This is a genomic window from Chamaesiphon minutus PCC 6605 (assembly GCF_000317145.1).
GTDB classification, from domain to species: Bacteria; Cyanobacteriota; Cyanobacteriia; order Cyanobacteriales; family Chamaesiphonaceae; genus Chamaesiphon; species Chamaesiphon minutus.
Genome location: NC_019697.1, coordinates 4,107,654 through 4,127,247, shown reverse-complemented (window position 1 = coordinate 4,127,247; position 19,594 = coordinate 4,107,654). Strand labels below are relative to the sequence as shown.

16 protein-coding genes are annotated in these 19,594 nt (G+C 48.0%); 5 read left to right on the top strand and 11 right to left on the bottom strand.

Going from position 1 to position 19,594, the window contains the following annotated elements; translation table 11 throughout:
* Positions 1-22 precede the first annotated feature (22 nt).
* Positions 23-334, bottom strand: a complete 312-nt coding sequence (locus CHA6605_RS18895) for a hypothetical protein (protein ID WP_015161002.1) — start codon at positions 332-334, stop codon at positions 23-25.
* 134 nt (positions 335-468) lie between these two features.
* Positions 469-1,068, bottom strand: coding sequence for a TetR/AcrR family transcriptional regulator (locus tag CHA6605_RS18890; protein ID WP_015161001.1), 600 nt, complete (start codon positions 1,066-1,068; stop codon positions 469-471).
* A 47-nt stretch (positions 1,069-1,115) separates the two neighbouring features.
* On the opposite strand from CHA6605_RS18890, the gene CHA6605_RS18885 reads away from it, so the two are divergent.
* Together CHA6605_RS18885 and CHA6605_RS18880 are read left to right on the top strand one after the other, a co-directional pair.
* Positions 1,116-1,604 (top strand): hypothetical protein, encoded by a 489-nt coding sequence (locus CHA6605_RS18885; protein WP_015161000.1) that lies wholly within the window; start codon positions 1,116-1,118, stop codon positions 1,602-1,604.
* 75 nt (positions 1,605-1,679) lie between these two features.
* The gene (locus tag CHA6605_RS18880) at positions 1,680-2,255 is read left to right on the top strand and encodes a Uma2 family endonuclease (RefSeq protein ID WP_015160999.1); all 576 of its coding nucleotides are present in this window, start codon (positions 1,680-1,682) and stop codon (positions 2,253-2,255) included.
* Here CHA6605_RS18880 and CHA6605_RS18875 read toward each other — a convergent pair.
* The 3 genes from CHA6605_RS18875 to CHA6605_RS18865 all read right to left on the bottom strand — a co-directional run bounded on the left by CHA6605_RS18875 (position 2,242) and on the right by CHA6605_RS18865 (position 4,021).
* Positions 2,242-2,850 (bottom strand): shikimate kinase, encoded by a 609-nt coding sequence (locus tag CHA6605_RS18875; RefSeq protein ID WP_015160998.1) that lies wholly within the window; start codon positions 2,848-2,850, stop codon positions 2,242-2,244. The genes CHA6605_RS18880 and CHA6605_RS18875 overlap by 14 nt on opposite strands.
* 192 nt (positions 2,851-3,042) lie before the next feature.
* On the bottom strand, positions 3,043-3,225 hold the full coding sequence (locus CHA6605_RS18870) for an NAD(P)H dehydrogenase subunit NdhS (protein WP_015160997.1): 183 nt from the start codon (positions 3,223-3,225) through the stop codon (positions 3,043-3,045).
* A gap of 91 nt (positions 3,226-3,316) precedes the next feature.
* A complete protein-coding gene (locus CHA6605_RS18865; protein WP_015160996.1) occupies positions 3,317-4,021 on the bottom strand; it encodes a Crp/Fnr family transcriptional regulator in 705 nt (234 codons plus the stop codon).
* Between the two features lie 115 nt (positions 4,022-4,136).
* On the opposite strand from CHA6605_RS18865, the gene CHA6605_RS18860 reads away from it, so the two are divergent.
* Positions 4,137-5,078: a hypothetical protein gene (locus CHA6605_RS18860; protein WP_015160995.1), complete on the top strand. Its 942-nt coding sequence runs from the start codon at positions 4,137-4,139 to the stop codon at positions 5,076-5,078.
* Between the two features lie 222 nt (positions 5,079-5,300).
* Here CHA6605_RS18860 and CHA6605_RS18855 read toward each other — a convergent pair whose 3' ends face one another.
* The 3 genes from CHA6605_RS18855 to CHA6605_RS18845 form a co-directional block, all read right to left on the bottom strand.
* Positions 5,301-5,903 carry a DUF3177 family protein gene (locus tag CHA6605_RS18855; protein WP_015160994.1) on the bottom strand — a complete coding sequence of 201 codons (603 nt, stop codon included), beginning with the start codon at positions 5,901-5,903 and terminating at the stop codon, positions 5,301-5,303.
* A gap of 207 nt (positions 5,904-6,110) precedes the next feature.
* Positions 6,111-9,389: an efflux RND transporter permease subunit gene (locus CHA6605_RS18850; protein ID WP_015160993.1), complete on the bottom strand. Its 3,279-nt coding sequence runs from the start codon at positions 9,387-9,389 to the stop codon at positions 6,111-6,113.
* A gap of 992 nt (positions 9,390-10,381) precedes the next feature.
* Entirely contained in the window at positions 10,382-11,776 is a 1,395-nt protein-coding gene (locus tag CHA6605_RS18845) for an efflux RND transporter periplasmic adaptor subunit (protein ID WP_015160992.1), read from the bottom strand.
* Positions 11,777-12,533: 757 nt separating this feature from the next.
* Here CHA6605_RS18845 and CHA6605_RS18840 point away from each other — a divergent pair.
* Complete coding sequence (locus CHA6605_RS18840; RefSeq protein ID WP_015160991.1) at positions 12,534-13,322, top strand: tryptophan-rich sensory protein; 789 nt, start codon at positions 12,534-12,536, stop codon at positions 13,320-13,322.
* 112 nt (positions 13,323-13,434) lie between these two features.
* On the opposite strand, the gene CHA6605_RS18835 is transcribed toward CHA6605_RS18840, so the two are convergent.
* The 3 genes from CHA6605_RS18835 to CHA6605_RS18825 form a co-directional block, all read right to left on the bottom strand.
* Complete coding sequence (locus tag CHA6605_RS18835) at positions 13,435-15,204, bottom strand: ATP-binding protein (RefSeq protein WP_015160990.1); 1,770 nt, start codon at positions 15,202-15,204, stop codon at positions 13,435-13,437.
* Positions 15,205-15,416: 212 nt separating this feature from the next.
* The gene (locus CHA6605_RS18830) at positions 15,417-15,893 is read right to left on the bottom strand and encodes a response regulator (RefSeq protein WP_015160989.1); all 477 of its coding nucleotides are present in this window, start codon (positions 15,891-15,893) and stop codon (positions 15,417-15,419) included.
* On the bottom strand, positions 15,890-18,304 hold the full coding sequence (locus CHA6605_RS18825; protein ID WP_015160988.1) for an ATP-binding protein: 2,415 nt from the start codon (positions 18,302-18,304) through the stop codon (positions 15,890-15,892). The genes CHA6605_RS18830 and CHA6605_RS18825 overlap by 4 nt, the downstream gene beginning before the upstream one ends.
* 744 nt (positions 18,305-19,048) lie before the next feature.
* Between CHA6605_RS18825 and CHA6605_RS34345 the strand changes: the two genes are divergently transcribed.
* Entirely contained in the window at positions 19,049-19,297 is a 249-nt protein-coding gene (locus tag CHA6605_RS34345; protein WP_157260035.1) for a hypothetical protein, read from the top strand.
* Positions 19,298-19,594 lie beyond the last annotated feature (297 nt).

Genomic DNA, 19,594 nt, shown 5'->3' with positions numbered 1-19,594 from the left:
GTTGCCGACTAAGCACCAGGATTTAAGATTTGCGTCCGAATTCAAACCATGCCCAGCCAACGGCACCAATGAGGGCAAAGAAGGAAATCCACGCCAGCCATTGAGAGATGTATACAACTACAACACCAGTCAAGAAGAACCCGGAAACTTTCGCCGCTAGGATTAAATCTCTTTTAAAACTACGAGTGGGTTTGTTGCTGCGATTATCTCTCACTGTAGGATGAAAAGGCGGCTCGACACGATGGATCTCGGATTCTAATTCGCGCAGTCTCAAATCTAGCTCGCGCTGGCGGAGCTGTTCTTCTCGCTCTCGATAATTGTTGGGATCTGGCACAAAATCTCGCTCGCTACTAACAGGACGCGATCGCTAATCTAACTATGCTAACCGTTAAGCGTCAACCGTGAATCTACATAAGAGTGTAGCGGATCTCATCAGAGATCCTGTACTTGTTCAACAAAGCTTTGGATCTATCCTCTCGCCAGATCTCGCATACTTTTGAGTGCGAGATCTAGGGCGCGGCGAGTGTAGCTAATCCAATCGGCTGTGGGTTGAAAAATCAAAGCATAGAGCATAATTCCACTCATTAGATCGAAGATTAAATCTGAGTCTACGTCTGGTAAGATTTCATTTCTGGCTTTGGCACGTTCGATGACAATTGCAAAATCTCGGCGTCGCGGCTGTAGATATTTTGTCCAATAAATGCGCGCAAATTGCGGATTGTGAGCGGCACTACTAACGATTGTTGCGACAGTCTGTCGTCCGAGTGGGGTAAGTACGATCTGGGCGGCATTTTGAATTAGCGCGTCGATATCTGTGTCCAAATTACCCGTATCCGGTAGCACAATTTCTTGGCGAATACTTTCGATCGCATCTGCAATCAGTTCTTCTTTAGACGGATAACGGCGGTAGATGGTGGTTTTACCTACACCCGCACGAGCTGCAATTGCCTCGATACTCATGGCATCGAAGCCAACTTCTGCTAGCAATTCTAAGGTTGCTTGCAGTATGGCTTGATGCGATCGATCGCTACGAGGTCTACCGCGTGGTTTTTTGTCAGCATTATTCATACGTGTTATTATAATTTACGATACATTATCGTATCGTAAATAAGAAAATGGCTAAACAACCTCTCTATCTCGACAAAAATAGCACTCAAACCCTACACGAAGGCATCGCCGAGTACTATGAATTCAATCCTCATGTGACGAATCCCCATACCCAACCATCGGAATTTGCCAAAATCTTGCTGGCTCACGATGCGGGACACGTTATCTACGGCTGCGATACGGGTATGTTCGATGAGCTTAAGCTGTTACCGCTATTCTGGTGGACTAGTGAGTGTACGTTTGGGACTTATCTGAAGATGAAAGATTCGCCAGCGGTAGATGTGATGTATGACGATATGATACGAGAGAAGGGATCGCTGTGGCTGTATCGATCTGTGCTGAGAGTCCTGCCGAAGCTAATCCCAACTTTAATTCCGATTTGGTTTAAAACGCGCAACCGTCAGAAGCTGTTACCGTTTCTCGACTTTGAGCCGTTGCTCGATCGATCGTTATTAGATATTCGTAGAGAGTTCGATTTGTTGGAATTTATCGACTGAGTTGGAATCGATCGACACCGACTCAGGAAAATGGTACAATTGCTCTAAATCGTACTTCATCATACCCTTGAGCTGATGATTGCTTTAAAAGAAGATTTCCCGCGACTCACGCCAGCCGAATATCTAGCTTGGGAGGAAACACAGGAATTTCGCCATGAGTATATCGATGGTAACGTTTATGCCATGACGGGTGGCACCATCAACCATAGTAAAATTGCTGTTAACCTTACCCTCGCTCTTGGAAATCATTTGCGAGGAAGTGGCTGTCAGGTACTAAATTCTGATGCAAAAGTACAAATAGAATCATCAAATTCTTACTTTTATCCCGATGTTAGCGTCACTTGCGATCCTCGCGATCGAACTGCCGATAAATTTATCAGTCACCCTTGTTTGATTATCGAAGTTTTATCCCCTAGCACTGAGGCGTATGACAGGGGTGATAAGTTTAGGATCTATCGCAGATCTCCAGATCTTCAGGAATACGTCCTGGTAAGCACGACTGATATGTGTTTGGATGTATACCAACGCAACGAGCGCAATCGATGGGAACTGATGTCTTATGGAGTAGGCGATAATGTCGAACTCAAGAGTGTTAATTGCACTTTCCCCATCGATCGAATATATGAAGATATCGTCTTTAATCTGGAGTAATACTCGGCGTTTTTAAGACAGTAGGAATAGCGGCTAAGATCCGATCTACGATTTCTTCAGCCGTGAGATCGCGGAGAACGGGCAGATGAATATCGGCTTCAGCGTATCTATAACGACGTTCTGAAAGAAGTTGGTCTAATTTGGACTGAAGGTCTTCTGAGTTGGCTAGAATGGGGCGCGTGGTGTCTCCCTGAAGACGTTCGACGAGGAGATCTACTGCTGGATCGAGCCAAATGACTAAGCCTTGATGGAGGTGGTTCCAGTTCTCGCGCTCGATAGCGATGCCGCCGCCTGTGGCAACGACTAGTCGTGTATAAGCGGAGACTTCGGCGAGGACTTGGGTTTCAATAGCGCGAAATTCTGGTTCGCCGACGGTTTGGAACAGTTCTCTAATGATTTTGGCGATTAATTCTGATTCACTCAGATCGGTATCTTCAAAATCGTAGCCTAAAGGTTTGGCGCAAGATTTAGCAAGCGTAATGTCGGTATCGAGAAAATTGTAACCCAATCGATCGGCGAGTAATGGGGCGACGGTACTCTTACCACAGCCCATCATGCCGATGAGGTATATATTGAGTCCTTGTAAGTCAAACACAATTGTGAACGGGGAGTGGGGGAGCGGTATCTACACGAGTTGTTTAAGTTGCTGCATAGTCTGTGTTACCCCACCCCAGCCCCATTATAAAGGGGGGGTTGGGGGGTAACCCAACCTAAAACGAAGTCTGGCAGACTTGTGTATATGCGAAAGAACAGAGAAATCTTGAATGCTGCTGGTTTCTTTAAAGAATTATTTTTGCGCTGGAGTTACTAGTTCGATTTCGCTGAGGCGAAAAGAAACCATTTTATCCCAGTTACCACCTTCAAATAGCACCGCCGCTTTCCCGTCGGTGATGCGTTGGACTAAGCCTTGAAAGTTGTAGTAGATATCATTATTGTTTTTGACACGAATGGTCGAACCTGGCAAAATCATGGGGCGATCGCAGTTACACTAATGGATTATCGTTCCCTAGTTTAACTTAAACCGATCGCCGATCGCCGATCGCGTTTTGCAAAGTTAGCTGTTATTCTGGTTGCGATGGAGAAAGCAAACAGATGAGATTATCTTCTTTGATTAATATGGCTTTGCGTTCTTCGCGTAATTCTTTCATCAGCCTGGTGACAGTGACGCGGGTAGTCCCGATGGCACTGGCAATTTGGGCATGAGTGAGCGGGAACGGTAAAAAATAACCTTCCTTACAAGGTTCGCCAAATTCTTCGATGAGTAAGGTTAAATAGCCGAGCAATCGCTCGATCGTGTGGCGTTGTCCGAGGGTGTTGAGCCATAATAATTTCCGTTGGTGTTGGTAACGGAAAGAATCTAAAATCTCGCGACGGAAACTAGGGAAGTTTTCGAGATCGTGCCAGTACATCCAGAAAATTGAAGTGTTGTCTGTATGGGCAAAAGCCTGGAGTGTAAATGGCGATCGATCGACAATTTCAAATGGTTGTCCCGCGCCGACAAAACCCAAAAAAGTTTCATCGCCGCCTTGGAGCTGAAACTCTGCTGGGGTAATATTTTGGTGTGGATAGGCTGGCGGCTCGGTTTCTGCCGAACCATTGAGGCGGATCGTGCCCCTTTGGACTAAGTATAATAAACCAGAGCGAGTGGGAATCTGGGCATCTTTGGCAAATGTTCGATAGCGATAATGCTCTTGCGCCCAATCTAGCAGTCGATGCCAGGTTGAAAACGATCGAGTATTATTTTTTGGCGGGGTAGATGAATGCATAACAAACCAGCGGAACGGCACATGATTCTCAATGATTCTACATGTATTTTGATGTAGTTAATCACTTTATTTTATTCTGGAATGTACTACGTAATTTGGAAGTCGGGGCTGGGCTATGAAGATTATTCGCGTGTCAGACCCGATTCTACTACCACTAGCACCGACAATTGCAGGCACGATTGCCAACTATTTACAGTTGATGGCTCAGCAAGTTCACTTACGTTTATTACATGATTGTGACAACGCAGCTACTGAATTACCGCCAGATTGGTCTTGGGAGTTGCAGTCCGAGCGATCGATTCAGCTTGTTACAACAACACAATACCAGTATGTCAGCACGATCGCACACCGATTAGGCGCAAAATTATCATTAAATCCCTTAAAAATCTGTGAAAATCTCCGATCGCCAGTCCCGAATGAGACGTCTATCGAGCATTGTGGCTTAGAATTAGCCTGCTGGTACAACGATTCTGGCTATATTTACTTTCAAGTGGCCGATTCAGCAATCGATCGGTGGCTAAAGTATATTCATTATATACCACTCAAGCTTGAGTTACAGGTCGATCGAGCAGTTCCCATACCGACTGTAGCGATTTACACCCATGCCCGCTGTTGTTCTTTACTCAAATTAGCCGAGCGAGAGAAAATCATCGCACTGACCCCAGATTGGCAAATTAGTACGGCAGATAGAGCAAGTGCTAGCTCTCCAGTAGCAAAGAGAGATTGCTCCGCAAATCCGCTTCTAGCACAGTTAACGAGCATTTACGATCTTGCAGCCGAAAGGCGGCTAATTCAGACCTTAATGGCGGTTTTAGATGCAATCTACAGTAATAATTCGTTGGGAGTAAACCCCCGTCCTCCCAATTGGCCGAAATTGACGATCGATCTAGCTCAAAGCTGGCTAGAATTTTATCGCTACTGTCAGATTTTTGGCGAGATTAAACGTCAAAGCCCACATTTAGCTATTGCCAGATGCGAGCTAACCGCGATCGCCCGTCGTTATTTGCAACTGTTGCTGGAGAATTATCTGGGTGTTAGTGTCTTGTGGGAGTTGTGATTTGGGATGGGGAGCGGGGAGCGGGGAGCGTGGGAGAGTGGGAAAGCAGTTGCAATCCAAAATCCTGTCTTGTCTTGACGCACACAAACGGGAGGGAACCTCCCGTTCGATGCGTCGCTGTCTCGCTCAATCTGGAGGGAACCTCCAGAGCGCGAGCCGCAAAATCCAAAATCCTCTAAAGCCTAAAGCCTAAAACCTAAAACCTAAAACCTAAAGCCTAAACTACTCATCTCCCGCCATTGCCGAGCGGCCTTGTTTGCCGAGGCGGACGATGAGGAAGTAGCCCAGACATAGCGCGTAAAAAACTAAAGCTAAGATGCCGAGGAAGCTGAGAAATTCTGGCTTAGAATTGGGGTGAAAAAATTGATAATACAGCCAAGAAGGTTGGAACCAAGCTTGACAATAATCGGATTTGGCGTCGCCGAAGGCGCAGGAGAGAAAGGGGATCAAAGCGATCGCGCTGAGGGTAGAATAAGCAGTTGTCGCCCATCGCCAAGCTAAGAAGCCCAACTTAAGCGGACGATCGGGTAAATCGGCAATTTCTTCGTTAAGATCTGCCCAAAACCAGAGGGAGAGCGGAATTAAAGTTTGACCGACAAAGGATGCCAAGAATGTAATCGGCAGCGAACCGATCCCCAGGTAGACCGTTATTGCGAGTAAACTCGATACCCGCCAATAAATAATTAATAAAGTCTGGAGTACAGCCGTTTTTTGCGCGAATGCCCAGATTAAAAGAATCAATGGCATTAGGACTGTAAAGATTACCGCTAATCGAAAATCCATCCAGATTAACGGTTCAAACCATAATTGAGATCGCTCGGGCATTGGTCTAAATGTAGAAATAGGTAGTTTGCGCCTGAAGATTGGGTGTTTATTATCGACCCGCTCGTCCAGATTTGCTTACACAATCTTGACATAGATTCTGTCGGTTGGTGTATTTGAGTGGGGAGTGGGGAGCGGGGAGTTGGGAGCGGGGGTTGTGCCGAAAGACTAATCCTGCAAATCCTTTCATCCTGTAAATCCCGATCGGATTTATGAATGACGATCCGAAGTGAGTAACGGATGCTTTCGATCGCGCGATCCGATGCCCATGCCCCATTTAAAAATGTCATGGAGCAGGACGTAAAAGCAGGGGATGATAAATAGCGTCAGTAGGGTGGCGAGGGTTAAGCCGGAGAAGACAACAATCCCTAATGGTTGCAAAAATTCCGAGCCTTCGCCGATACCGAGGGCGAGGGGGAATAGTCCTAAGACGGTGGTGACAGTGGTCATCAGAATCGGGCGGAGGCGTTGGGGGGCTGCTTTGAGGATGGCATTATGTCGATCGAGTCCTTCTTCTTCGCGGATTTGGTTGGCAGTTTCGACCATGATGATAGCGTTGTTGACGACGATTCCCACCAGTAGCACCGCACCGACGACAACGGTAATCCCGATCGCAGTTTGGGTGATATACAAGCCCAATAATCCCCCGACTAAGGCCAAGGGGACGGTCAAAATAATCACCAGCGGGTCGATAATCGAGTTGTATTGAACTGCCATGACCACGAAGACTAAGAAGGCTGCTAAACCGCCTAGCGATACCAGCGCGCTTTGGAGTTCTTGGTTGGTTTGTCCGGCGTAGCTAGGGAGCAACGTCACGCCGTCGGGTAAATCGAGGGTGGAAACGATCTGTTGGACTTCGGCTATAGCTGCGCCCAGACTCGCGCCCTTATTCAGGTTGCCCGCGATGATAAAGACAGGGCGTTGGTTGATGCGTTGAATTTCGCCGGGAGCCTGTCCTTCAGAAATTGTGGCGACATCGCTCAACCGGACTAGGGAATTGTTATTGACAAATAGGGGGATTTGTGCAAGCTGAGAGGGTTGTTTGAGCAGGGATTGGTTCAACTGCACCCGGACATCGACTAGTCGCTCGTTGCGTTGTAACTGGGTGGGGACGGAACCTTCGATCGCGGTTTGGATGGTGCTACCGATCGATTGAGTGGTCAGACCCAGGGCGTTAGCACGCTCCCAATTGGGGCGAATTTGGACTTCTGGCTGGCGATCGTCGGCATCGGGACGAAAAGCAGATAATTTCACCCGATCGTCCAGAGCGGCCAATACTTGCCGTCCTGCACGCGTCAGGACTTCGGCATTTTGCCCCTGAAGCACGACATCTACTTCGGCTCCCCGCACGGGTGAGTTATTTAAGATCAAGCCACGCACAGAACCTGCGGACACCCGGACGCGAATTCCAGCGAGGTTGAGCCGATTGAGTTCGCGGGTGGTACGTTCGGTGAAGTCTTGAATGTCGCTACCGGGTTTGAGAGTGACGCTACCAGTACTGCGGGAGGGGTTGGAGGAGACGGTATTGCCAAAGAGCGAACCGCCAGCGGTAGTGAACACATATTGTGTCTCTGGTTGTTTGAGTAGTACGTCGTCAACTGCTGCCATGACGCGACGGTTGGTAGCGAGTGAGGTCCCGGAGGGAAATTGGACGTTGACGTTGGCTTGTCCGGTACTAATGCGGGGGAGGATTTCTTGGGGAATTTGCCCTGCCATGAGAAAACCGCTACCACCGAGCAGGACGAATGCGGTTACGACGAGGATCGCCGGACGGCGGATCGCTTTGGCGAGGACATTACCATAAATGCGCGTACCACCTTCGAGCCGTCGATCGAATGCCCGCAAGAACCACAGCCGATTTAAGCCGCTGGTACGTTCGATCGAGAATAGCCGCGCCGACAACATTGGGACGACCGTTAGGGCGACAATTAGAGAAGCAGCTACTGCGAAGCAAATCGTCAGAATCAGCTCGTTAAATAGTAAGGAAATAAAACCACCGACGAGTACGAAGGGGAGTACGGAGACGAGGTTGGCAGCAGTGGAGGCGACGAGGGAGGATTCGACTTCTTGACTGCTATCTTCGACAGCAGCGATCGCTTCACGGGCATAATCGCTATTAGACCCATTTTTTTCGCGATCGAGTTTGAGGGTTTCGATCCGTTTGCTGACATTTTCGAGAATTACGACTGAAGTATCGATCGCTTGTCCGACACTAATTGCCAATCCCCCCAAACTAAAAATATTTAGCGAGAACCCGCTCAACTTCATGACGATCGCGGCTGCTAAAGTACACAGGGGAATGGTGAGGGCGATGATAAATGTCTGCCGCAGCGAGCCTAAAAAGATAAATACCGAAATTGCTGCTAGGAGCGCGCCAGATAAACCAGAGATAATTACATCTGCCAGCGAGTTGCGAATGAAGACCGATTCGTCCAATGTCGGTGTGATTACCATGTCGGCGGGAATGACACCCGATGTTCGCAATTGCGCGATCTTGGCTTTGACAGCATCGACGACCGATACTGTATTGGCATCAGACTGTTTCTGAACGCTGATTTTGACTGCTTTTTGGCGGTTGAGATTGACGAGTACTCGCTCTTCTTCGGTGCCATCGGTGACTGTGGCAAAATCTCGCAGATAGACTTGCTGTGTCGGAGTAGTTTGGGTGGTTGTGGCGGTGGTAGTCGCAGAAGGGGTAGTGTTACTGGCAGCCGATTGTCCGCCTGTAGCAAAAGCGAGATCGCGAATCTCGCTGGCATTCTGAAAGCGTCCGACGGCACGGGTGAGAGGTTCGGAGCTATCGCCGCGAATGCGTCCGCCAGAGACGTCTTGGTTGCGTTGGGTGAGTTGTTCGAGAACTGTGGGAAGGCTGATTCCCAAAGATTGGAGGCGATTGAGATCGATATCGACACGGACTTCTTCTTGGACGCCGCCAGAGACATCGGCGGAAGCGACACCATCGACGATACTCAGTTCGCGGGAGAGTTCTTCGTCAGCGAAGATGCGTAGGTCTACATCCTTTAATGAAGGTGCGGTCAGAGCTAGTTCGTAGACGGGGAGTTGGGATGGGTCGATTTTAAACAGGCGGGGTTCTTCGATCGAGTCTGGTAGTTGGTTGCGATTGCGGTTGAAGGCGGCGGTGGTGTCGTTGAGGGCTTGGTCGATGTTGCTACCGGGGTTGAAGTAGAGGTCGAGGTTGACTTGGCCTTCGCGGGTTTGGGAGTAGATTTGGACTACGCCGTCGGTGGTGGCGAGGGCTTCTTCGAGGGGGCGGGTGATTTCGTCGATGGCGACTTCGGGGGAGATGCCTGGGGATTGGAGGCGGACGCCGATGCGGGGGTAGGTGATGGACGGGAGGAGATCGACGGGGAGTTGGGTGGTGAAGTAGATACCGACGATGATGACGGTAAGGGTCAACATGAGGGTGCCGATATATTGGCGGATGGAGAGGGTGCTGAGGCTGAAGGTGGGGGCGGGGGGGTTTTGCATGGTGGTGATTTATGCTTGCTCCCCTGCGGGGAGGGTCTGAATGTTTGGTTTGTTAGCTGGGGTATGGAGCTTTGTTTCGCTTTTGGTACTGTGGAAGATGGGGCTTTCTTTCGATCGCTTTTAGTACGGTGGAAGATGGAACTTTGTTTCGATCGCTTTTGGTGCTGTGGAAGATGGGGCTTTGTTTCGATCGCTTTTGGTGCTGTAGAACCCGGATCTGGGGGTGCCGACCCCCAGACCCCCCGTTGAGGGGCGGGACGCGTCTTGACCGAAACGCACGCTGAGGAGACCTCAGCGCGATTTCGGTCGCCGCCCCTCAAACTCCCCTGCGTATGTAGGTTGTTGGTGCTAAGTGGGGTATGGGGTCGGTTCGGACTTAGTTGCTACGGGGTAGGGTTTGACTGGTGATAAGTTTGGTGAGTTGGGCACGAAGCCCTCCCCTACGCTTAGCTTATTGCAGGGAAAACACTTTAGTTCGCTGAAGCGAACTTTCGCTGTTATACCAAATCTAAAAAATTGGACTACAGATAAAGCTCTAGAATTTGCTCCTCCGTTTTATACTACGGTGTATACACAAGTTTGTTGGACTTCGTTTCGAGATCTGAATCCCCCCTAACCCCCCTTTTTAAGGGGGGAACTAGATCCGGAAGTCCCCCTTTTTAAGGGGGATTTAGGGGGATTTCTAGGGTTTTCGCTTTTATCCAGACTTGTGTATACACCGTAGCCCTTTTATAAGGGGAGGTTGGGAGGGGTAAAGATCTGTAGCAGTAATTTAGAGAATTGGTATTAGTCCGTTGGCGTAGCCTTTTTGCTAAGGCAAACGCTGTGCCTACGTCAGGTTACGCCAACGCCAACGCGAACGGAACGAAAAAATTCATTTCAGGGCGGTTGATGACTAAGCACCAAGATTTAAGATGTTTTCCTCGACAACTAACTTACCCTGTCTTCTCCCCTGCTCCCCTGCGCCCCCACTACCCCTCTCCCCCGCTCCGCTACTTCGCTGACAAAATACTCAGCCGTACTGGTTGGCCGTCTTTAAGTGGTCTGCTGGCGCGGGAGACGAAGCGTTCGCCGGGGTTTAGACCAGAGAGGATTTGGACTTTGCCGTCGATTTGTTGGCCGAGGGTGACGGTGCGGGGGGTGACTTTGGTCTGTTCGCCTTGGCGGGTAATGACGAATAAGGTGCCATTGGTGCGGGGTGTGGATGGGGTGGGGGCGCGTTGGCTGGAGTTGGGATTGGGTTGTGGGGATTTGGTATTGGCGCGATCGTCTTGGAGGGCTGAGAGGGGGATGACGACGCGATCGAGTGTAGTTTGGGTGAAGGTGGCACGGGCGAGTAAGCCGCTACCGACTTTGCCTGTGGGATTGGGGATGGTAATTTCGACGGGTATGAGTCGGGATGTGGGATTTGCGGCGGGGGAGATGCGGGTGACTGTGCCTCTAAATTGTTCTTTGGGAAAGGCGTCGAGTTTGATGTTGGCGGTGCCGTTGAGTCGGACTTTGGCTAGGTCGAGTTCGGAGACTTGGACGTTGACTTTGGCTTGGCTGAAGTCTCCCAAGCGCAGGAGTTCGTTGCCGACTTGGACGAGGTTACCGCGTTCGGTAGAGCGAGTGAGGACGGCACCTGAAATTGGGGCGGCGACTACTGCATACCCGCGCCGCCGTTGTTGCTGGGCAACTACTGCTTGCTGGGCGGCAATCCTACTTCTGGCAACGATAATCGCTTGTTGTTGGGCGCGGACTTTGGCTTGTGCCGATTGCAGTACTTGGGCGGCGGTGTTGGCTTGGGTGCGAAATTGTTCGGCTTGTTGTTTAGAAACCGCGCCCGACTTAGCTAGGGAAGCATAACGCGCCGCGTCGGATTGGGCTTGCTGGAGTTGGTAGCGATTTTGGGCGACTTGGGTTTTGGCATCGCTGACTTGAGCTTCTAATTGGACGATTTCGGTGCGCCTAGAGGCTAATTCGGCTTGGGCTTCGGCTGTCTGCGCGCTCAAAATTGCGTCGTCGATTTGGGCTAATACCTGACCCTGCTTGACGCGATCGCCGACATCGACATTCAATTGTTGTAATTGTCCTTCTGCTTGAGCGCGAATTGCTACTTCTCGCACGGGTTGAGTCGTCCCCGTGTATTCGCGAACCGTTTCTAATGGGGCTGTGGCGGCGATCGCCACATCTACCGCTATTGCCTGGTTGCGTTCGGCTCCACGAGGTCTAGTCTGGGCCTCAGCACCATCTTTGGGGGCAGAATTACAGCTAGTTAAAGCCATCGCCACCAATGTTACCGCTGTCCCCTTTATGACCCGCACTAAATTCAACTCATACATTCGTTCGGATATTTGTGATGATTTGGCTTGTAAAATTTGCCGGAGGGGAACACCAGAAACCATAAGAATTTACTGCCGTAAGAGTGGGTCGGAAAGGATAAAAGCTATTACATTTTGATTATAAAACTTTAACAATTTTTTACAATACCTAAAGTCTCTCGATCGAAAGATCTTATCACTTGGCGACTGTAGATATAGTCATGTATCTCAAGTAGGAAGGTTCGCTATCGATCGTGGTTTCAGCCTGCGTGATGCTCTTTGGTACTGAGACTGCGACAAGCTCGATCGGCAAATTAGCTGCTATGCCAATGTTCTGGAGCGTCGCCGTCTAAAGCCAATCGACAACATCGGTCTGACTCAGCCCGATCGAGCGATTTCCACAGCGAAAGCTGGTTGGTATTGATTCTCAATCTTCAATCCAAAGACAGATACTATTACGAGCAGATCGTGTAAGTATCTAAGTTAGAAAAACACGAGATCGATTAATCACAATGCTCGGACGATCGATTGAAAAAACAATATGTAGAGCGGCTCTTAATTAAGCTAGTACTATGCGGCAGAAATTAACCAACCATTTCTTTCCCCGCTGTCTTGTCTTGACGCACACAACCTGGAGGGAACCTCCAGGTCGATGCGTCGCTGATGCGCTAACCCGTCGGGAAACAAAGGCGTGCGCGCATCGCTCCCCGCAAAATAGTAACCTTATTTACGCCGTAGACTACTAGTCGCTATGAGTGGACGATTGTAGAGGAATGTTTTCGACCTGTATATTGCTAGAGAGCTAATATAAATATTCACAAACGAGTTATATAAATAATTTATGAAACTTTCTAACCGAAATTCAGATGCGGATTTATGGAGACAATTAATTACTGCTGTGGCAATTTTGGGTAGTATTTTTGTCAATACGCTCTCGAATATCTTTCCACCTGGTGGGGCAAATATTGGTGAGCTTGCTAATACCATATTTGCTGATGTGCGAGTGACACCTGCTAACTATGCTTTTAGTATCTGGGGGATGATTTATTTGGGACTGGTTGCATTTGGAATTTATCAATTTCAATCGACGGAGCGGTACAATCCGCGCTTGCAACGTTGCGGATATTTATTGGCGATCGCGTGTGCGTGTCAATGCGTGTGGATTTATTTATTTTTGGCACGTCAATTCCCTTTATCGATTTTAGCAATGCTGGGAATTTTGCTATCGCTAATTGGCATGTACGATCGGTTGGGAATCGGTCGCGAGCGAGTTGCCAAACTGGAGCAATGGTTTTTGCGAATTCCGATTAGTATTTATTTGAGTTGGATTTCGGCGGCGACGATTGTCAATATTGCCAGCACACTCTATAGCATTAATGGCAACAATTGGTTATTAAGTCCATCAATCTGGACGGTAATTATGATGTTAATTAGTGCTGCGATCGCGTTCGTTGCCTTTACTCAACGTCAAGATACTGCTTATTTATTGGTAACGGTTTGGACGCTAGTTGGGATTGGCATTCGGCAAATTAGCGATCCTTTAATCGTACTAACTGGTTTAATTCTCGCGATCGCGCTAATTGTGGTCGGTTGGAATTCTATCTCCAAGCCATTTATTCAGGCGCGTTAGATTAATTGATTCTTAGTCCGCGTTCGCGTAGCGTCTCGTAGAGAAGGCGGACTTTGCATCGCTAGCCACGACTTCCAGTCGGTGGCTTACTAATAATTAGCAACTTACGTTATTAAAGTATTTTTGGCCAAGTAAAAGAGAACGCACTGCCCTCACCTAAAGCTGATTCTAACCACACTGAGCCACCGCGACTTTCGACAATCTTTTGGACGATCGCTAGACCGATGCCTGAGCCTTTATTACTATCTCTGCCCATTAAAGTTTGGAAGATGCCAAAGATATTTTTGTGATGCTCTGGGGCAATACCTGGGCCATCATCGACAACTGTAAATTGCCAGAAATAGTCTCGATCTTTGACTAAGATTTCTACCGTGCCATCAGTGCGATCGTGATATTTAATGGCATTACCAATTAAATTAGCAAAAACTTGTTTGAGTAGTAAAGCTTGAGTTGTTAGAGTGGGCAAGTGGCTAGCAAAATGCACCTTGAAATCGGCTGGCGGGTCGATCGTTTCGATGACTTCTCTCAATATTTCACTGATATTTACAGTCGTGGGATCGACATTTTCGCGACCGACACGGGCATATAGAAGTAGGCCATTAATCAACGCATTCATTTGCTGGACTCGGGACTGAATTAGGTTGAGTTGCTGTTGATTTTCAACCGGGAGTTTGTCGTCGAGATCTTTGGCGAGCCAATCGGCAAGATTGGAAATGCCGCGTAAGGGTGCTTGCAAATCGTGGGAGGCGATACAAGCAAATTCGTCTAATTCTTGATTGCGTTTTTCGAGTAAGTTAGTTGCTAAAGATAACCGCAAATTAGTTTGCTCGATTTCGATAACTCGATCGCGTAATTGCCGATCGACAGCTTGTTGTTTGGCTAATGTCTGCTGGAGATCTAAGACTAGTTCTGCCTTTTGAATCGCGACCTCCATTTGTACAGACATTTCATCGAGTAAATTCAGCTCGTCGGCTTTCCACTCTCGCGCAGTCTTGCAGTGATGGGCGATTAGTAGTCCCCAGACGGTCGGCGCGCTCGCTGGCGACACCTCTCGTAACAAGATCGGCACTACTAATACAGCCTTAACTTGAAAACGCTCCAGCATTTCCACATAGCAAGGGGATAGCTCCGCCGCCCGAATATTGGAGATCGCCACTTTGTGACCGTTTAAATATTTTGAGATCGAGTGCGAATGCTCGCCCTGAAAGCAATTTTCCTCGATCTTCTGTCCCAACGATGGCGACCACTGTGGTAATACCGACTCTGAGACGATCGTGCCACTCAGGTCAGGATTCAATTTATACACCATCGTCCGATCGCATTCTAAAAGTTCGCGCGCGCCATCGACTCCAGCTTGGAGAATCTCTGCTAAATCGATCGAGTGACCGACTTTTAACATGATACTGGCGAGTAAATTGCTCTGTCGCTTTTGACTGTCGATCTGGGATTGGAGCTTTTGTGCGGTCAAGGCATTGGTCACTGAGTTTACTAACCTCTGAGGTGTGAGTTGTCCTTTGACGAGATAATCTCTGACACCGTGTTTCATCGCCTCTACAGCTATCGCCTCATTTCCCTGACCAGTTAGCATCACAATTGGCGGTAGCTTACCGATCCGCTCGGTCAGTTCCTCGAGAAATTGCAGCCCATCTGTATCTGGAAGTAAGTAATCTAGTAAGATGACGTCCGGGCAATGGCGATCGCAAAAGTCCAGGGCATCCTCTCCCGTCTCGCAATCACAGATCTGATACCCAATCTCATTTCCCGACTCTAGGTACCGCCGATAGGTCGCTCGATCGGTTTCTGAATCGTCTACGATTAAAATGTTGCAGCTTAACGGTTCTACGTCATCTACACTGATATATTTATTACTAATGGCAATCATTGACAAGGTAACAACCCCGATAAAACAAGAATGTTCCGATCGACCTTTGATGGAGACTAAAATAGCGCGGGAAGTTTAATAAATTTTCAGATGGGTATAGCGTCTTATTAAGCATCTAGCTATACCCGCCACTCTTCTATGTTAACGCACTTTAGGAGATTGATTGTGAGGAGAGTGGGGATGTGGGAGCGGGGAGACGAGGAGAATTTTTCTCAATACTCTCTACCCTCTACCTTACTTGTCGTTGGTAGGATTGCGACTTTAAACCAATAATCGAGGAGGACTCGGATGAGATAGCGTAACTCGTCGATTTTCATCGGTTTGAGTAGGTAGCTGTTGACGCCAGACTCGTAGCAGGTTTGAATATCCTTGGGATTTGAAGAGGTGGTGAGCACGACGATGGGGATGGTTTTGAGATGCTTGGAAGCATCGATCGTCACCAGCACTTCTCGGCCATCGGTACCTGGTAAATTGAGATCTAAGAGAACCAGATCGGGGTTGGAATGCTCGCCAGTAGTATGATAAATTCCTTCATGATTGAGATAGTCGAGTGCGTCATCGCCATCGATACAGCGATGAATCGATAGTGGCCGATCGCTGATATCCATAATAATCCGACTCAATACTTCAAAGTATTCATCGCTATCTTCGACAATGAGTAAGGTTGGTGAGTGAGACTGGTCTTTCACAATCCTCCGAGGGAGACGCTACGCGATCGCGACCCTAATGTAAAGTAAAAAGTGCTGCCTTCGCCAAAAGTAGATGCTACAGTTAGAGTGCCGCCATGACGTTCGACAATCTTGCGGGCGATCGTCAAGCCTGCGCCAGTTCCACCCCCATACTTATTTGCTGGGTGGAGCCGCTTAAAGATTTTGAAGATATTTTCGAGATGTTTGGCACGAATGCCGATGCCATTATCTTTGACATAAAAGATCGTCTGAGATCGATCGAGATCGAGATCTGCGGGTACCGAGTCGTGACTTTCATTTGGCAAGATATAGCCAATCTCGATCTTTTTGGGGTCGCGATCGTTATACTTGATGGCATTACTAATCAGGTTGGTAAATAGCTCCCTAAGCTGGGTGCGATCGCATTTGACGACGGGTAGCGGTCGCGGGAGCTCAAACTCAGCAGCGATCGACGGGTGACCGATCTTAATCGTATCTAGCACGTTATCGAGCACTTGTGCCAAATTCACCGACTGAAATAGCAGTTCGGCTCGACCGCAGCGCGAATAGTGCAGCAAGGATTCGATCAGATCTTCCATCCGTTGGGTCAACCGCATTAGCGTTGCTAGTTTGTGGGTGCCATCTTCGCCCAACTTGTCACCATAATCTTCAATCAAGAAGGTGGAATAGTTGTGAATGCCGCGCAGTGGTTCTTTAAGATCGTGAGATGCAACATAGGCAAATGAATCTAGCTCGATATTACTGCGCTCTAGCTCGGCATTTAATACGGCTAATTCGTCAGCTTTTTGAAGGACGATGCCGATAATTCGACTCCGCAGTTCTAGTGCAGCTTCGATTTCGCAAGGCTTCCAGGGTAGCGATTTGAGCTGTACCGTCTCTTTCCACAAATCGAAGGATTTGCGGGGTGTCAGCCGCAGCGTGTGGTCTTCCTCAACCTCTACTGGTTTATTTGGTTGCCCACCCCAGTCGATGGTTTGCAGTACTTCGGGGCGGAACCACAGGAGATAGGTCTTCTGAATGCGCGATATCCGCAATGCTAATAGCCCGCTAGCGACATCTTTATGAGGTACCATGGGGGGGTATTCGCTCACCAGAGTATTGGTGCTAAACACAGCATCTTCGCCGATCTGGGTGTCGATCCAAGTGATTAAATCGGCGATCGATGCTGAGGGTGGCGTACTCCCAAAAGCAGTCACCTGGCTGCGTTCGCAAAAAACAGCACCAGTGGCTCCCACAAGTGCAGTCAGATCGTCAGGATTTTGGGCAAAACCATCGCCCAGACTTTGACAATTAGCGATCGTATTGATAAATCGTGCCTGAGCGGTTTGAAGTTGTATTTTGTAGTCCAAATCTTCAGCATCGGCTTTAGAGCCAACCTCAAAAGAGATCGCCTGTCCGAGAAATTCACAAATCGTCCGCGTCTCGTAGGAGAGCTGTTTGGGACTGTCATGATGACAGGCAATCAATCCCCATAATTGCCGACTGTCAGAGGGGGAGGCTCCACCAGCAGACAACAATGAGATCGACATCGATGCCTGGACGCCCATGTTGGCGAGATATTCAGTATGCATTGGCGATACGCTCCGCAGCACCGACAGGCTCAGATCGAGCGGTTCGCCCGTAATTGGGTTGAGTTGTGGTTCTAGTTGTGATGGCGTGTAGGAGGCATCGGGAATAATCCGCAACAAATTGAGTCGATAGAGTTCTTTGGCTTGTCTGGGAATATCGCTAGCGGGGTAATGCAAACCCAAAAAAGAATCGAGGAAATCGGCTTTGGCTTCGGCAATTACATTGCCCGAACCATCTTCAGCAAACCGATATAGCATGACGCGATCGAAACCAGTCAGCGTGCGAATGGTGGTGACAGTTTGCTGCGCGAGTTCGGCGAGGGTTTGGGTATTCTGAATCCGCGCCATCGGTGCTTTGACAAATTTATAAAAGTCAAAAAAGTTCACAGTTCGAGCATCAGCCTGTGCGGGATCTTCGGCGATCGCCAATTGCTCGATTTCTAGGACAATTACCCCATCGGCGCGATGTAAGATCCCTTCAAATCCCTGCGATTTGCCATCTACTTGTAACGATAGTCGTAGCGGATTGACATTCTCAAAGTCATCATTCAGACAGCTTTCGATCTTGGCAATCTGGCTTGGTGCCATCAATACCAATAGCGGTTGTCCCAAAAAAGCAGCAGCAGATCGACCGAGCAATACATCACAGTTTTGACTGATTTGCAAAATTTTCAGATCTGTTTGAGTAAATGTCAATAAGACGCCATGAGCTTGAATGGCATTGGGAATATGTATCGGTTCGCGATCGCAATTGGTCAGTCCTAACTCTGAGGATGCGAGTTTCGGATCTGTCAGCATCGCGATCGATCGATTAACTTGAGAGATGAGATCTGAAGAAGTCATTTCGGTTTCAAAGTTTGAATTTTGCAGATATAAATGTTGCCCGGTGCCAGCTAATTATTGCGTCTAGGTCGATACGATTACCATCCAGAATGTTTGCGTGCAAATGTTGTGAATTGGACGGGTTCGCTTGTAGCGTCGATCTCAGACGCAATCTGTCAATCGCTCGCAACTAAAAATTCTTGCCGAGCGACCGATCTGAGTCGTTGGCTACCTGTGATGGTGCGATCTTGGCGTCAAATAGAATGCCAGAGTTGAAGTTTTATTTACCCCATGGTAGCAGGTATCGATTAGATTCAGGGCATCAAAATCTTGAGGTTGGGGAATCCATTCTCAGCTCGATCGAGAAGATTCATTGCTACCAAATATCTATCTTTAGATAGATACTATTTGATTTAATTAAATAGTTTTGGCACTCGACCGATCGTCAGCAGACTTATCATAATATTTGCCAGTCAGCAACTTTTACACTACAGATATCTCTCGATCGACAGAGGTTTTAAACTAGCTCGCTCCTTAACGTATGTAGTTAAGGATGTAACTGAGAATTGAGATCGTTATTAGTGCTAGTGAATGAGTTAGGCAGCATCAGATGTTATCTAGTCTTGTCGAGCGAAAGATTCGCCCGCAATTTTATTGATAGGACGATCTGGTGACTGTAGCTAACTTACTCGATCTACCAAAAGTCGGCTAGCACTATGACGTTTTATTTGTCGGTAGCACCTTGTTCTATTTAAGCGAGGAGTTATGAAGAAAATTGGTTTGCTATTAACTTTAGTGGCTAGTGTTTCAATACTGATTAGTTCCTGTTCGCCATCTGGTACTGGCGGCACTGGAAATGGAACTGGTACGGGCACGACAAGCCCGACAACTAGCCCGACAACTAGTCCGGGTACTGGTACGGGAACGACAAATCCTCCTGGCACAAATTCCAAAACTAGCCCAAGTCCGAATTCGACAACTAAACCTTCTGCTAGTCCGACAACGAGTCCTTAGTCGAGCGAGATATCCGATTTCTATTTTAGTTAAAACTGTTGTATGGAGGCACAAAAAATCTTATCTAATTTTACAAATAGCTAGGGGAGATATCCGTAGATATCTCCCCTAATTTACGATCTCAATTCAAGAATTTTTATTAATCACAGAAAAAACACTTCAATGAGCAAGTATTTCAAGTTATGCTGGGTTTAATTTTTGCTTTGTCAAATACACGATACTTATAATAACAAGGTGAAGAAAACACCAGCAGCTTAAGCAAAAATATAATCTAAAAGTTAACACAACAGCTACATC

Bases quoted from the DNA above. Each gene is read 5' to 3' on its own strand.
- CHA6605_RS18825 (WP_015160988.1), bottom strand. From the start codon at position 18,304: ATGACTTCTTCAGATCTCATCTCTCAAGTTAATCGATCGATCGCGATG.
- CHA6605_RS34345 (WP_157260035.1), top strand. From the start codon at position 19,049: ATGAAGAAAATTGGTTTGCTATTAACTTTAGTGGCTAGTGTTTCAATA.
- CHA6605_RS18850 (WP_015160993.1), bottom strand. From the start codon at position 9,389: ATGCAAAACCCCCCCGCCCCCACCTTCAGCCTCAGCACCCTCTCCATC.
- CHA6605_RS18885 (WP_015161000.1), top strand. From the start codon at position 1,116: ATGGCTAAACAACCTCTCTATCTCGACAAAAATAGCACTCAAACCCTA.
- CHA6605_RS18855 (WP_015160994.1), bottom strand. From the start codon at position 5,903: ATGCCCGAGCGATCTCAATTATGGTTTGAACCGTTAATCTGGATGGAT.
- CHA6605_RS18840 (WP_015160991.1), top strand. From the start codon at position 12,534: ATGAAACTTTCTAACCGAAATTCAGATGCGGATTTATGGAGACAATTA.
- CHA6605_RS18870 (WP_015160997.1), bottom strand. From the start codon at position 3,225: ATGATTTTGCCAGGTTCGACCATTCGTGTCAAAAACAATAATGATATC.
- CHA6605_RS18880 (WP_015160999.1), top strand. From the start codon at position 1,680: ATGATTGCTTTAAAAGAAGATTTCCCGCGACTCACGCCAGCCGAATAT.
- CHA6605_RS18835 (WP_015160990.1), bottom strand. From the start codon at position 15,204: ATGATTGCCATTAGTAATAAATATATCAGTGTAGATGACGTAGAACCG.
- CHA6605_RS18865 (WP_015160996.1), bottom strand. From the start codon at position 4,021: ATGCATTCATCTACCCCGCCAAAAAATAATACTCGATCGTTTTCAACC.
- CHA6605_RS18860 (WP_015160995.1), top strand. From the start codon at position 4,137: ATGAAGATTATTCGCGTGTCAGACCCGATTCTACTACCACTAGCACCG.
- CHA6605_RS18845 (WP_015160992.1), bottom strand. From the start codon at position 11,776: ATGGTTTCTGGTGTTCCCCTCCGGCAAATTTTACAAGCCAAATCATCA.
- CHA6605_RS18890 (WP_015161001.1), bottom strand. From the start codon at position 1,068: ATGAATAATGCTGACAAAAAACCACGCGGTAGACCTCGTAGCGATCGA.